This is a genomic window from Fredinandcohnia quinoae (assembly GCF_022427965.1).
GTDB lineage: Bacteria > Bacillota > Bacilli > Bacillales > Bacillaceae_L > Ferdinandcohnia > Ferdinandcohnia quinoae.
The window spans coordinates 13,409-28,735 of the sequence record NZ_JAKTTI010000047.1 but is presented as its reverse complement, the minus strand read 5'-3'; the positions used below and the strand labels follow the sequence as shown (position 1 = coordinate 28,735).

General features: G+C 36.9%; 12 protein-coding genes. All 12 read right to left on the bottom strand.

Annotated elements, in window-relative coordinates; translation table 11 throughout:
• Positions 1-71 precede the first annotated feature (71 nt).
• The 12 genes from MJG50_RS20010 to leuB all read right to left on the bottom strand — a co-directional run bounded on the left by MJG50_RS20010 (position 72) and on the right by leuB (position 15,298).
• Entirely contained in the window at positions 72-809 is a 738-nt protein-coding gene (locus MJG50_RS20010) for an amino acid ABC transporter ATP-binding protein (RefSeq protein WP_275695686.1), read from the bottom strand.
• Between the two features lie 21 nt (positions 810-830).
• Positions 831-1,493 carry an amino acid ABC transporter permease gene (locus tag MJG50_RS20005; protein ID WP_431307306.1) on the bottom strand — a complete coding sequence of 221 codons (663 nt, stop codon included), beginning with the start codon at positions 1,491-1,493 and terminating at the stop codon, positions 831-833.
• An 80-nt stretch (positions 1,494-1,573) separates the two neighbouring features.
• The gene (locus MJG50_RS20000; protein WP_240257544.1) at positions 1,574-2,359 is read right to left on the bottom strand and encodes a transporter substrate-binding domain-containing protein; all 786 of its coding nucleotides are present in this window, start codon (positions 2,357-2,359) and stop codon (positions 1,574-1,576) included.
• A 295-nt stretch (positions 2,360-2,654) separates the two neighbouring features.
• Positions 2,655-3,239, bottom strand: a complete 585-nt coding sequence (yihA, locus tag MJG50_RS19995; RefSeq protein ID WP_240257543.1) for a ribosome biogenesis GTP-binding protein YihA/YsxC — start codon at positions 3,237-3,239, stop codon at positions 2,655-2,657.
• Complete coding sequence (gene lon, locus MJG50_RS19990) at positions 3,239-5,560, bottom strand: endopeptidase La (protein ID WP_240257542.1); 2,322 nt, start codon at positions 5,558-5,560, stop codon at positions 3,239-3,241. The genes yihA and lon overlap by 1 nt, the downstream gene beginning before the upstream one ends.
• A gap of 161 nt (positions 5,561-5,721) precedes the next feature.
• Entirely contained in the window at positions 5,722-7,398 is a 1,677-nt protein-coding gene (gene lonB, locus MJG50_RS19985; protein WP_240257541.1) for an ATP-dependent protease LonB, read from the bottom strand.
• A 214-nt stretch (positions 7,399-7,612) separates the two neighbouring features.
• Positions 7,613-8,875: an ATP-dependent protease ATP-binding subunit ClpX gene (gene clpX / locus MJG50_RS19980; RefSeq protein WP_240257540.1), complete on the bottom strand. Its 1,263-nt coding sequence runs from the start codon at positions 8,873-8,875 to the stop codon at positions 7,613-7,615.
• Positions 8,876-9,211: 336 nt separating this feature from the next.
• Positions 9,212-10,498, bottom strand: a complete 1,287-nt coding sequence (tig, locus tag MJG50_RS19975) for a trigger factor (protein WP_240257539.1) — start codon at positions 10,496-10,498, stop codon at positions 9,212-9,214.
• 268 nt (positions 10,499-10,766) lie between these two features.
• Positions 10,767-11,789, bottom strand: coding sequence for a tetratricopeptide repeat protein (locus MJG50_RS19970; RefSeq protein ID WP_240257538.1), 1,023 nt, complete (start codon positions 11,787-11,789; stop codon positions 10,767-10,769).
• Positions 11,790-11,876: 87 nt separating this feature from the next.
• The gene (leuD, locus tag MJG50_RS19965) at positions 11,877-12,467 is read right to left on the bottom strand and encodes a 3-isopropylmalate dehydratase small subunit (RefSeq protein ID WP_240257537.1); all 591 of its coding nucleotides are present in this window, start codon (positions 12,465-12,467) and stop codon (positions 11,877-11,879) included.
• Positions 12,468-12,469: 2 nt separating this feature from the next.
• Entirely contained in the window at positions 12,470-13,897 is a 1,428-nt protein-coding gene (leuC, locus tag MJG50_RS19960; RefSeq protein ID WP_240257536.1) for a 3-isopropylmalate dehydratase large subunit, read from the bottom strand.
• Between the two features lie 288 nt (positions 13,898-14,185).
• Positions 14,186-15,298 (bottom strand): 3-isopropylmalate dehydrogenase, encoded by a 1,113-nt coding sequence (leuB, locus tag MJG50_RS19955; RefSeq protein ID WP_240257535.1) that lies wholly within the window; start codon positions 15,296-15,298, stop codon positions 14,186-14,188.
• Positions 15,299-15,327 lie beyond the last annotated feature (29 nt).

The following is a 15,327-nucleotide window of genomic DNA, read 5'->3' as shown; positions in this document are numbered from 1 at the left end:
TTCTAGCTGCTTAATCTCTTTTTTTATAGTGTCCTTGACAAGGGTGCCATTTTAATCCTGTCTCTTCCTTTTTATAATACTGAATTCAAGAAATCTCTTGTGCGTTGTTCTTTTGGGTTTGTGAAGATTTCGTCAGGCCTGCCTACTTCAACAATTTTACCGTCATTCATATAGACGACCCAATCGCCAACCTCCCTTGCAAAGCACATCTCATGGGTGACGACGACCATTGTCATTCCTTCTTCTGCTAGTTTTTTCATCGTAGTCAGAACCTCGCCAACAAGTTCTGGGTCTAGAGCTGAAGTTGGCTCATCGAACAGCATGATATCTGGTTTCATCGCAAGCGCTCTTGCAATCGCTACCCGTTGCTTTTGTCCGCCAGATAATTTAGATGGATAGACATTTTCTTTATCCTCCAAACCAACTTTTTTAAGAAGCTCCCTTGCTTCAAGAATAGCTTCCTTTTTAGCAACTTTTTTCACCTGAATTGGTGCTTCAATTACATTTTCAACCACTGTCATATGTGGAAACAAGTTAAAATGCTGAAAAACCATTCCTACTCTTTGGCGAACCTCATTTAAATTATGAGTGCTCGGATCAATCTCTTCATTTCCAATCATAATTCTGCCATCATTTTTCATTTCTAAAAAATTCAAGCAACGTAGCAATGTACTTTTTCCTGATCCACTTGCCCCGATTAAACAAACAACTTCACTTTCTTTTACCTCAATGCTCACATTCTTTAAAACATGTAAATTACCAAAAGATTTATTTAAATATTCAACCTTGATCATTTCCTTTTTACTCATAAATTCTCACCCTCCTTCCCATTATTTTTCACTTGCTGATAATTTTTTCTCTAGTAATCCTACTAAAATCGTAAAGATTAAGACTAGTATTAGATAATACACAGCGACAATGAGTAAGTAGGTCATATTATCAAATGTATTTGAACCTAGAGTAGTTGATACATTAAAGAGTTCTGTTAATCCGATAAAGGCTGCAAGTGAGGAATCCTTCAAACAAATAATGAATTGATTTCCAAGGGGTGGTAATGCTCTTCTGAAAGCTTGTGGCAGGATAATTCTTCGCATTGTTAGTATTCTGCTCATTCCTAATGAACGCCCTGCTTCCATTTGTCCCCGATCAATAGATTGTATAGATCCACGAAAGATTTCAGCTATATACGCACCATTGTGAAAGGCTAAAGCTAAGGTTACCGACCAGAACGGAGAAATATTTAAAGCACTCAAACCAAAATAGAAGAAGAAAATTTGGACGACCAAGGGAGTTCCTCGGACAAGGTAAATATATAAATTAGCAAATTGAGTTAAAATTTTGTTTCCTGATATTTTTAAAAAGGCCAAAAATAAACCGATAATAACTGCAATTATAATTGATAATGCGGTAACATTAAGTGTCCAGCCCATCCCTTTTAAAAACATTGGATATGTTTCAATAAACTTTTCAAGTAAATGACTAAATTCCGGCAACTGTTCTCATCTCCTTTTAGATGATTGATCATTAAAAGTAAGAAACGAATGCGTTTATTAACACATCCGTCTCAAAGAAATTATTCTCCCTCTGGTTTTGTTGTAATATCTTCTTTGAAGTATTTTTCACTGATTTTCTTAAGTGTTCCGTCTTCTCTTAGTTTTTCAAGTGCCTTGTTTATTTTTTTAAGTAATACATCATTGTCTTTTGCAACAGCGATAGCTTGTTCACTAAGACCAAGCGTATCTTTGCCAACAATTTCTAGACCCGCGCCAATTGCTTCCTTACCCGTCAAAAAGTCAGTAATTACAGCATCATGTTTTCCTTTGCTTAATGCTTCCAATGCTGTTACATCACTATCATATTGAATAACATTATCCGTAACCTCTTGTGCTGTTTTGGCATAGGTTGAACCTTTTGAAACGGCAATTTCAAGATCTTTTAAATCATCAAGACTCTGAACATCACTATCAGGTCTGACAAAAATTTGTGGACCTGAATAGTAGTATGGTGTTGTAAAATCTACTTGTTCTAGACGTTCTTCATTAATTGTATGGCTTGCAACCGCCGCATCAAAGCGACCGGTCTTCACACCTTCAACAATACTATTAAATTTAAAACGTTTCTGATCAGGCTCCAGGTCTAATTCCTTCGCAATTGCTTCTGCAACCTCAATATCAAAACCTGTCATTACACCATTCCCGTCCGTAACACTGAACGGATTATACTCTCCCGATGATGCAAACGTAAATGTATCCTTTTCTACTAACTTCATCCCATCTGTAGTTGTCTCCTTACTTCCACATGCACTTAAGATTCCAGCAATCAAAATAACGGATAGGATAGTAACCAGCCCTTTTTTCACTAAATATTCTCCCCCTTTTGATATGTCTGTTAAAAAGTGTAACAATAAATTTTACTTGTCACAAAATTCGTATAGTTGCATATACCTGTGTATTCTTATATATTATTGGGTCTCGTCTAAACATATTCCATATCTTTATAAATCCACTTACATCCTTCCATATCCTTGATAATCCCTTAGATTCGGCAAAATACGTAATACGGGCGTTTGCTCTTATTTTAGTAAATGACCGTAACGCATAAAAAAGTCAACAAAAAAAGCAGCTGAAGTAAATGTATACTTCAACTGCACTTTTTTATCCCATAAAGCTTTGTAATGCTGCCCATGCTTCTTCTTTTCCAAGCCCTGTTTCAGAAGAAAATTTGATTAAGCGGTCATTAGGATCCAGATCTAATGTTTCTCTAACTACCTTTGCATGCTTATCCCATTTTCCTTTAGGTATTTTATCGGCCTTCGTTGCAATAATGATCACTGGGATGTCATAATGCTTAACAAAATCATACATTAAGATATCATCCTTTGAAGGGGGATGTCGTAAATCTACAATTTGAACAACTGCTTTTAATTGTTCTCGTTTCGTTAAATATGTTTCAATCATTTTCCCCCATGCTGCTCGCTCGGTTTTCGATACTTTAGCATATCCATAACCTGGAACATCAACAAAATGAAGCAACTCATTGATTAAGTAAAAATTCAATGTCTGTGTTTTACCAGGCTTAGATGATGTTCTCGCTAGACTTTTACGATTAATCATTTTATTAATAAAGGATGATTTCCCTACATTAGAACGTCCTGCTAATGCAAATTCAGGTAATTCCACATCCGGATATTGTTCTGGTTTAACAGCACTTATTACGATTTCTGCACTTGTAACTTTCATTATTTCTCCCCTACTAACGCATGTTCAAGTACCTCATCTAAATGAGAAACTGGAACAAACTCCATCTCTTTTCGAACACTTTCTGGTATATCATCTAAATCTTTAACATTATCCTTTGGTAATAATATTTTCGTTAAGCCCGCTCTGTGTGCACTTAACGACTTTTCCTTGAGTCCACCAATTGGGAGAACTCTTCCACGTAATGTAATTTCTCCAGTCATTCCCACTTCTTTTCGAACGGCTCTTCCTGTTAATGCTGAAATAAGTGCCGTTGCGATAGTGATTCCTGCCGACGGTCCATCCTTTGGAACCGCACCTTCTGGAACATGGATATGGATATCATTCTTTTCATTAAAATCAGGATCAATATTTAATTGAGTAGCTTTTGATCGAATATAACTGAATGCAGCTTGAGCTGATTCCTTCATTACATCACCTAGCTTACCTGTCAAAATTAATTTCCCCTTTCCTGGAGAAAGTGAGACCTCAATCGACAGTGTATCCCCCCCGAATGCGGTATATGCTAGGCCGGTTGCAACACCGACTTGATCTTCAATTTCCGCTTGACCATAACTGAAAATCTTTTTCCCAAGAAACTCTTCAATATTCTTATCTGAGATAATCACACGCTTTTTTTCACCTGAAACAATAATCTTGGCGACCTTTCGACAAATCGTCGCTAGTTGACGCTCTAGTCCTCGAACGCCCGCCTCTCTCGTATAATAACGGATGATACTTTGGAGTGCATCTTCTCGAATTTGTAATTTACCTTTTGTAAGACCATGTGCTTCAATTTGCTTTGGAAGTAGATGATCCTTTGCAATATGAACCTTTTCTATCTCTGTATAGCCTGCAATTGTAATAATTTCCATCCTATCACGAAGTGGTCCCGGAATAGTTGCCAAATTATTTGCTGTAGCTATAAACATTACCTTTGATAAATCATAAGGTTCTTCAATAAAATGGTCGCTAAAATTAAAGTTTTGCTCTGGATCTAATACTTCAAGCATTGCAGAAGAAGGGTCTCCTCGGAAATCATTAGACATTTTGTCAATCTCATCAAGCAAGAAAACAGGATTAATCGTCCCAGCCTTTTTCATCCCTTGAATGATTCTGCCTGGCATCGCTCCAACATATGTTCTACGGTGCCCTCTAATTTCCGATTCATCACGAACGCCACCAAGGGACACTCGAACGAAATTTCGTCCCAATGATTTTGCAACTGATCGAGCTAGTGAAGTTTTACCAACACCTGGAGGGCCTGCAAGGCAAAGAATAGGTCCTTTAAGGGAGTTTGTTAATTGCTGCACTGCTAAGTATTCTAATACCCTTTCCTTTACCTTCTCTAGGCCAAAATGATCCTTTTCTAATATCTTCTCTGCATGATGTATATCGAGCTGGTCCTCAGTTGCATTTGTCCAGGGTAATGACAGAAGCCATTCAACATAATTGCGAATGACAGCACTCTCAGCAGAAGTTTGCGGTATTTTTTCATAACGATCTAATTCTTTTAAAGCAACTTCCTTAACATTTTCTGGCATACCTGCAGTCTCTATTTTTTCCTTAAGAGACAGTACTTCTCCAGTTTTTCCTTCTTTGTCACCTAGCTCTTTTTGGATAGCTTTCATTTGCTCACGTAGATAATATTCCTTTTGAGTTCGCTCCATTGAACGTTTGACTCTTTGGCCAATCTTCTTCTCGAGGCTAAGCACTTCTTTCTCATTATTAATAATGGTAATAACTTTATTCATTCTTTTTCTTACATCAAAGGTCTCGAGTATTTCCTGTTTTTCTTTTAACTTAAGTGGGATATGTGAAGCAATTATATCTGCCATCCGACCAGGTTCTTCAATATCTGTAACTGATGTATATGTTTCTGTTGATATTTTTTTTGAAAGCTTTATGTATTGCTCGAAGTATTCAAGCATTGTTCGCATGAGTGCCTCAGTCTCAATATCCTTCGTCTCATCCTCATCAAATGTCTTTACTTTTACAGAAAGATAACTTTCCTTATCATAAATTTCTTGAATTTCTCCTCGTTGTAACCCTTCAACCAACACGCGAATTGTTCCATTTGGTAGCTTAAGCATTTGCTTAACCTGGGTCAATGTGCCAATTTGATAAATATCCTCTTCAGTTGGATCATCTATTGATACATCCCTTTGGGTTGTTAAAAAAATAATATGGTCCTCAATCATTGCCTTTTCCAACGCTTGAACAGATTTCTCTCTACCAACATCGAGATGCAATACCATTGTTGGGTAAACCAATAACCCACGAAGCGGTAATAAAGGAACAATGATTTCCTTTTTGTTATTCATTGCAAAACACCTCAGAATACAATTAATTTAAATTAATTTGTCTTTAAATCTAAATTTTATCTTATTTGAATGTCCCTGTCTATTTTGGAGGCAGTTTTAATATTTCTTCATATTAAAAAAGACCTCGACGTTCTTTACTAGTATGTCGAAGTCGGTATATTTTAAACTGATTCTGTCTTTGAAAAATTTGTAGAGGCCGGGATAATAGATTGTTCTGTTCGATGTCGTTTTGGAGCTTCAATTGCAATTGCAAATACTTCCTCCAAGTTTGTGACAGGGATTATTTCGATTCCTTCTATTTCTTTAAGTATGGATTGCATATTTTCCTGAGGAATAATTACTTTTTTAGCACCCGCATGTTTAGCCGCCTTTATTTTAGGTATTACACCACCAATTGGTTTAACATTTCCATGTATACTAATTTCCCCTGTCATTGCAACTTTATGGTCAACAGGGAACTTATGAATAGCAGAATAAATACCCGTTGCCATGGCAATGCCAGCAGAAGGCCCATCAATCGGAATACCTCCAGGGAAGTTTACATGAATATCATAGTCTGATGCCGGTACTCCCATTGATCGAAGGACAGTAATGACATTTTCAATAGAACCCTTCGCCATACTCTTTCTTCTTACTGATTTACCACGATCACCAATGCTTTCCTCTTCAACAATTCCCGTTATATTGATTGTACCATTATCCTTTGCCGGAATAACTGTTACTTCAATCTCAAGTAAGGCTCCAGTATTCGGCCCATATACCGCTAGACCATTTACTAACCCTACTCTTGCATTTGGATAAATTTTCTTATCATGTCTAGGTGTTAGTTGACTTGAATGTATTACCCACTCAATATCTTCATCATAGATAATGTCTCTTTCTTCAGATATTGCGATTCCAGCAGCAATTTGAACCATATTCACTACCTCCCGACCATTTCGAGCATAGGATGCGAGTATGGATACTCCGTTATCAGTTGCATTCATTTTAACTTTATCTAATGCCTTTTTAGCAACAACTGATAGTTCATCTTGATCAAGCTCTCTAAAAAAAACTTCTAGGCAGCGTGACCGTATCGCAGGCGGGATTTCAGTTGGTGTTCTGGTTGTTGCACCAATCATTCGAAAATCGGCTGGTAATCCATTTTTAAAAATATCATGTATATGGGTTGGAATTTGGGCATTTTCTTCACTATAATAGGCACTTTCTAAAAATACTTTACGGTCCTCCAGCACTTTTAACATTTTATTCATTTGGATTGGATGTAATTCACCAATTTCATCGATAAATAAAACCCCACCATGAGCATGGGTTACCGCTCCTTGTTTTGGCTGTGGAATGCCTGCTTGCCCCATTGCACCAGCACCCTGATAGATCGGGTCATGGACAGAACCAATCAAAGGATCAGCAATACCTCTTTCATCAAATCTTGCAGTTGTTGCATCAAGCTCAACAAAGACTGCTGTTTGTTTAAAGGGTGATTTTGGATTACGTTTTGCTTCTTCCATGACAAGGCGCGCTGCCGCGGTTTTTCCAATACCAGGCGGTCCATAAATTATAACATGCTGAGGATTTGGCCCACATAATGCTGCTTTTAAAGATTTAATACCATCTTCTTGACCAACGATATCTGCAAAACTTGTCGGTCTTACTTTTTCAGCAAGCGGCTCGGTTAATGAAATTGCTCGCATCTTACGTAATTGTTCCATTTCCTTTTTCGATTCCTTGTCAATTGAAACCTTTTGTGTACGCTGGTTTTTAAGCAGGTTCCAAAAATAAAGACCAATAATGACACCGAAAAAAAGCTGCACGAATAGTACGATTCCTGTCCAACTCATGATTTTCCTCCTACTCTCAAGTTGTCTACTATATGGGGTGTAAAAAATGTCTACTCTATTGAACCCAAACTATATATAATTATTATCTCCTGAGGGAAGGCGGAATAAACCATATTTGAGTTATTTTTGCTTAAGACCAATCAATTAGATATATAAAAAACCCGAAGAATAAAGGTTGGGTTCCTGTTATTCCTCGGGTTTATTCATTAATTATTTATGCTGATTTTTCAGCATTTGCAACAATTGTTCCATCATCCAATAACAGCTTAGGAGCAGTATTCTCCTTCACTGTCTCAGCAGTGATGATACATTTCTTAATATCATCTCTGGATGGAAGATCAAACATCACATCTAGCATAATTGATTCAATGATAGAGCGCAGTCCACGAGCACCTGTTTTTCGTTCAATTGCTTTTTTAGCAATTTCTTCGAGAGCTCCTAGTTCAAATTCTAATTCCACTTCATCTAATTCAAGCATTTTTTGATATTGCTTCACGAGAGCATTTTTCGGTTTAGTTAAAATTTCAACTAGTGCATCTTCATCTAATGGTGTAAGACTCGCAATAACCGGAAGTCGACCAATAAATTCAGGGATTAATCCAAACTTTAACAAATCTTCTGGTAGAGATTTCGATAAAAGTGTTTTTTGATCTAATTCTTCTGATTTAATATCAGAACCGAACCCAATTACTTTTTTACCTAGACGGCGCTTAATAATTTGTTCAATACCATCAAAAGCACCACCAACGATAAATAGTATATTGGTTGTATCAATTTGAATGAATTCTTGATGCGGATGCTTACGTCCTCCTTGAGGTGGAACACTTGCAACGGAACCTTCAAGAATTTTCAAAAGTGCTTGTTGAACACCTTCACCAGATACATCACGAGTAATTGATGGGTTTTCAGTTTTACGAGCTACCTTGTCGATTTCGTCAATATAGATGATTCCCTTTTCTGCTTTTTCAACATCATAATCAGCAGCCTGAATTAATTTTAATAAAATATTTTCAACATCCTCACCAACATATCCTGCTTCTGTTAATGAAGTTGCATCTGCAATTGCAAAAGGAACGTTTAAAATTCTTGCCAATGTTTGTGCCAATAATGTCTTACCACTACCTGTTGGTCCAATCATACAAATATTACTTTTTGATAATTCAACATCATCAATCTTACTATTCGAGTTAATACGTTTGTAATGATTGTAAACTGCCACTGACAAGGACTTTTTCGCATCATCTTGACCAATTACGTATTCATCAAGGATCTCGCGGATCTCTTTCGGTTTCGGTACATCTTTAAATTCAACTTCTTCCTCTGTACCTAATTCTTCTTCAACAATTTCAGTACATAGTTCGATACATTCATCACATATATAAACTCCAGGACCCGCAACTAATTTACGCACTTGGTCTTGAGTTTTACCACAAAAAGAACATTTAAGCTGCCCTTTTTCATCATTAAATTTAAACATTATGTCACCCCTTAATTGTTTCTTCTCTCTTCTCATCGTCCTTATATATGAGGACTTTTTCTGTCTTTCATTAAAGAAAATATTCCAAATTTAGTTATGTATTGCATTGTACCATATTTTAAGTGTAAACAGGTAATAAAACACTTCAACATTATGTAGGTAAAATCGAACTCGTGAATCATTGCTTAAATTGTGATATGTATCGCCCTCCTTTTTTATCATTCCCATAATCCCCAGAATAAAACTACTACTTAATACTTATTATTATGTATATAATTTCCGAAGGTACAAAACAAGGCACGAACGAGTCGCGCCTTGTTACACCTCTATATTATATTATGCAACACTTTTACTATTTTCTACAAGAAAATCAATTGCTTTTCTTATTTTTATATCTTCTTTTACTCCATCAAGATTTCCAACCATTTTCTTGATATCTTCTACTGGAGTACTATACATTTCAGCCATTTTTTCAATTTCTTCATTAACTTCTTCATTTGTTACTTCAATATTTTCTAGCTTAGCAATTGCTTCTAATGTTAAGTTAATGCGTACACGTTTACCAGCATCTTCTTTCATTTGTTCACGTAATGCATCTTCATCTTGGCCTGAGAATTGGAAATAAAGATCAAGATTCATACCTTGCATTTGTAGACGTTGTTCAAATTCTTTCATCATACGATCTAGTTCTGTATGAACCATTGCCTCTGGCACGTCAATTTCAGCATTTTCTGCAGCTTTCTCAATTAAAGTATCCTTTAAATGATTTTCTGCATCACGTTTTTTTGTGTCCTCTAGGCGTGTCTTAATTTTTGTTTTTAGTTCTTCCAATGTTTCTACTTCATCGTCAACATCTTTAGCAAACTCATCATCTAAAGCTGGAAGTTCTTTTGCTTTGATTTCATGAATTTGAACTTTAAATGTAGCTGGCTTTCCTGCAAGATTTTCAGCATGATATTCTTCAGGGAATGTTACTTCAACATCCTTTTGGGCACCTGCTGCTACTCCAACTAGCTGCTCTTCAAATCCAGGGATGAATGATCCTGAACCAACTTCTAGTGAGTAGTTTTCTGCTTTTCCGCCTTCAAATGCTTCGCCATCAACAAAGCCTTCAAAATCAAGAACAACTGTATCACCATTTTCAATTGATCCTTCTTCTTTCACAACTAGGTCAGCATGGCGTTCCTGTAGTTCTTGTAATTCTTTATTAACATCTTCATCTGTTACATTTTCGTCCAATGCTTCTATTTCTAATCCTTTGTAGTCACCTAATTTAACTTCAGGCTTAACGATAACCTTTGCAGTGAAAATAAGGTTTTTTCCTTTTTCCATTTGCTCTATATCAACTTCAGGACGATCTACTGGCTCAATTCCTGTTTCTTCAATTGCACTAGCATATGCTTCAGGAAGGATGATATCCAATGCGTCTTGGTATAATGATTCTACTCCAAAACGTTTTTCAAACATTCCACGTGGCATTTTACCTTTACGGAAACCTGGTACATTCACTTGCTTTACTACTTTGTTAAATGCAGCGTCAAGTCCTTCATTAACCTTTTCCGCATCAACTTCAATTGTTAGAACACCTTGGTTCCCTTCTAACTTTTCCCATTTTGCAGACATAAATATTCCCTCCAACATCTATTATGAGTAACAAATTTTATGCTTTATGTAATATTCGTATATTACCTATTTAAGGTAATCAAGCATTTTACAACCCTTACATTATAACATAGAATACAAAGCTTTCAACAGGTAGAATATTTTTTCTTAACGGAAAAGAAAGTATAACCTTTCTTTTCCAAATAAGTATAACTAACATCTCTGTCTTCGCCCTAAGGGCTCGCCAATCTGCGAGTTTTCTTTAAAGTATAACCAAATATACAGTCATTCAATCCAATACTGAAATTGCTTCGACCTCCCTAAGTCGTTCAAGAGTATATTTCAGATGAAAAAGGCTGACATGATATTCATTTTCAAGTTCATGATTAGCAATCTCAAACCCATGTAGTTCTGCACTATATAAATGTAACGCTGCAGCGTACATATGTGAGTTTTCATTCTCTAAAGTTAATGGAAATAAAACAAACAGATGTCGTAACCAAATATCTCTCGCTGTTTCAAATAAAGTTGGATTATCATTCATCAGCTTATTTTCTAAAATTAAGAGAACTTTTTGCGCAAATGGGTTTGCAGAAGTATCAAGTAAATCCGCAGGAATTACAGTAACTGAACTACCATTCTTTTTTACAACAATCTCTTCATTCACACCATTGTCATTCAATAATTGCACGATAATTGTCTTAACAATTGGGTGCTTCTCCTCATTCTCCAAAAACTCCTTGAAAACGGCTAAATAGGTTCGTATATTAAGTTCCTTCAGAGATTGAACGAGTTGAAGCTGGTTATGTACATCATTCTCATTAAGTAATACTTGTTGAAGCTGTTCATGTAAGTCTAACTTTGGTTTACTTTCAATTTCGATTTTACTCTTAGGGGAAATCATTTTTTTGCTTAGTTCTAAAAGATTCAATAGATTATCATAATATTCCTCTGGTATTGAATTTTCCTCTATTACTGCTTCAATCGTTGTTTCTACCTCTTTATATTCCCCTAATTGAATTAATATCATTAAATAGATTTGTAAAACGTGAAAGTAATCCCCTAAATCTTTTTTGAGCATTTGCCAACAGTTTTCTTTTGCTTTATTAAATTGACCTAATTCAAACAAGCAAATAACGATACCTAGCTCGATTTCAGGATGATCCTTTTCAAGCTCTTGTGCTTGTCTTAAAAATGCTAGTGCATCATTGAATCGCTTTACCGTAAGAGCATCTAGCCCTTTTTCTAATAATCTTTCCTTTAAATTCGGAAATTGTATAATTTTTTTATCTTTATTATTTTCTTTAGTCATCGAGTCTTCCAACCCCAAATTCTTTTAATTAAAAGCTAGTATGAGTTTTTAGTGTAACAATGAAAAATAAAGAAAACAAGGTAGGATTTAAATCCCACCTTGCCTAGTCTCATATTGTATAATTTTTTGTTCATATGATAAAGTTTTATCGATTTCATCCCACCCTTTGATGAGCATTTCCTTCCAATACGGGTCGATTTCAAATATACGCTCAAATCCTTTTGAGTCTAGCATTCTTTCATCCTCTAGGGAAATCGTACACTCATAACTGCTACTATTTGCTTCATTAAATAGGTACTCAATATCACCTTTTTCCAATCTGATTGGCAATATTCGATTCTTCAAACAATTATTATAGAAAATATCTGCAAATGATGGTGCAATAATTACCTTGAATCCATAATCTAGCAGAGCCCATGGAGCATGCTCCCTAGATGAACCACAGCCAAAGTTTTCATTTGCAACTAGAATAGTAGCCCCTTCATTTTCTTTCCGATTGAGTTCGAATTCAGGATTTGGGCTGCCATCTGAAAGATAGCGCCAATCATAAAACAAAAATTTACCGAAGCCACTTCGATCAATACTTTTTAAAAATTGTTTTGGAATAATTTGATCCGTATCTACATTTACCCGGTCAAGACCAGCAACCTTACCTCTATGAATGATAAATGGTTCCATGACTATCGCTCCCTACCTGAAACTGTCTTTTGTAAGCTTCGTACATCTACAAACCTACCATAAATAGCAGCCGCTGCAGCCATTGCAGGACTAACTAGATGAGTTCTCGCACCTTTTCCTTGTCTTCCCTCAAAATTCCGGTTCGATGTGGAAGCGCATCTTTCCCCAGCTGGAACAACATCTGGATTCATGCTTAAGCACATACTACAACCCGCATCTCTCCATTCAAACCCAGCTTTTCGAAAAATATCAGCAAGACCCTCTTCCTCAGCCTGGCGCTTCACCTGCTGTGAACCGGGTACAACCATTGCTCTAACAGATGGGAGTACCTTGAGCCCACGAATGATTTCCGCTGCTTCTCTTAAATCACTAATTCTTGAATTTGTACAAGATCCTATGAACACATGTTGAACCTCAACCTCACTTATTGGTGTACCTGGAGTTAGTCCCATATATTCATAAGCACGTAATGCGGCTTTTTTATCTACTTCCCTTTGAAAATCCTCTGGAAAAGGTACTCTATCATCTATCGTAATACTCATCGAAGGATTCGTTCCCCATGTAACAGTAGGTAGGATTTCGTCTGACCGTAGCTCAAGAACTTTGTCAAAAACAGCACCCTCATCTGTCGCCAATTGTCTCCATTTGGAAACTGCCTCATCAAACTCAAAACCAGTAGGACTGTATTTTCGACCTTTTAAATAGGAGAACGTAATTTCATCGGGACTAATTAAACCGGCTTTCGCCCCACCTTCGATTGACATATTACAAATCGTCATCCGTTCTTCCATCGACATTTTTCGAATTGCTTCCCCAGTATATTCAATAATATGACCTGTCCCAAAATTGATTCCATATTTTTTTATGATTGTTAAAATCACGTCCTTAGCAGATACCCCATTCGCTAATTCGCCTACTATATTTACTTGAAGGGTTTTGGGACGCTGCTGCCATAGTGTTTGTGTTGCAAGAACATGCTCAACCTCACTTGTGCCTATTCCAAATGCTAGAGCACCGAATGCGCCATGTGTAGAGGTATGGCTGTCCCCACAAACAATTGTTTTTCCTGGTTGGGTCAATCCTAATTCAGGGCCAATAACGTGAACAATTCCTTGCTCTGGACTACGCAAGTCTGCTAGTTTAATAGAAAATTCCTGACAGTTCTTTTCTAGTGCACTCATTTGCTTTGCCGCAATTTCATCCTTCGTATTAAAACGATCCTCTGTTGTTGGCACATTATGATCCATTGTAGCGAAGGTTAAATCAGGACGTCTTACTTTACGATTTTTCAGCCGAAGTCCTTCAAATGCCTGTGGTGATGTTACTTCATGAACAAGATGTAAATCAATATATAGTAGATCCGGCTTCCCTACCTCACGATTAATCACATGCTGTTCCCAAATTTTTTCGATTATCGTCTTTGGTGCCATGAATATCCCCCTTTATCAAATGCGCCTTGGCGTATTTGTGCCCAGATTTTTTCGAGCTTGCTCGATAAAGTGAAACTTCAATCAGTGCAGTTCTGATTGATAGTTGCGGCCCACACGATGTGGGTCACACAGACGTTGCCACAGGATGTGGCCGTAGTTAGTCTGTGTTCAATTTCGGGCTTTTACTGACAGTTGCTCCTAAGGGGCTTACTGCCAGTTAATGCGTGAAAAGCTTCCTTTAAAAATAACTGCACTTTTCATGTTACGAAAAGTGCATGTTTAGATTGATTATGCGTACGCTGACATGATATTTGAAATTGCTCCATCTTCAACTAAAGCTTCTTTGATTCTTTCAGTCATTTCAGTTGTACTAATCGATTTCCTAGGAAATTGAACGACATCTGCTGTCCGATATCCCGCTGCAAGTACTTGCTCAACCGCCCTCTCTACAGCCTTAGCTTCATCTTCCATACCGAAGGATAGTCTTAGCATCATCGCAGCTGATAAAATCGTTGCAATTGGATTTGCAATATTCATATTTGCAATGTCAGGAGCTGAACCATGAATTGGCTCGTAAAGACTAGGACCATTACTCGAAAGACTAGCTGATGGGAGCATCCCTAAAGAACCTGTTAACATTGAAGCTTCATCACTTAAAATATCACCGAACATATTCTCTGTAACAATTACATCAAATTGCCTTGGGTTTCTAATTAATTGCATAGCAGCGTTGTCTACAAGCATATGCTCAAGAGCAACATCTGGATAGCGTTTTGCAACCTCTTCCGCAACCTCACGCCACATTCGACTTGACTCTAATACATTTGCTTTATCGACAGATGTCACCTTTTTCTTTCTTGCTCTTGCCATTTCAAATGATTTTTCGATGATCCTTTCCATCTCTACCCTTTTATAAGAAAGTGTATCAACGACAGTTTCCTCACCATTTTCTATTTTTCTACCACTTGGCTTTCCAAAATAGAGTCCACCTGTCAGCTCCCTTACAATTACGAAATTTACATTCTCAATTATTTCACGTTTAAGTGGGGATGCATCAAGTAAACTATTGAAACAAGTTACTGGACGTACGTTCGCATATAAATTCAATGCCTTTCGAATTTGTAATAAACCTTTTTCAGGTCTTAAATGTGGTGGATTTTGATCCCATTTCGGGCCTCCAACTGCACCTAAAAGCACCGCATCACTATGCTTACACACTTCCAATGTGTCTGCTGGGAGAGGAGTACCTTCTTTGTCAATTGCTGTACCACCAATTAATGCATGTTGAAATGAAAATTCATGATCATACTGTTCCCCTATGGCTTTAAGTACTTCGATTGCACCTTTTACAACTTCTTTTCCAACCCCATCTCCACGAAGTACAGCAATATTTTTCTTCATTAATGATAGCCTCCTCTTTTATTTTTTCC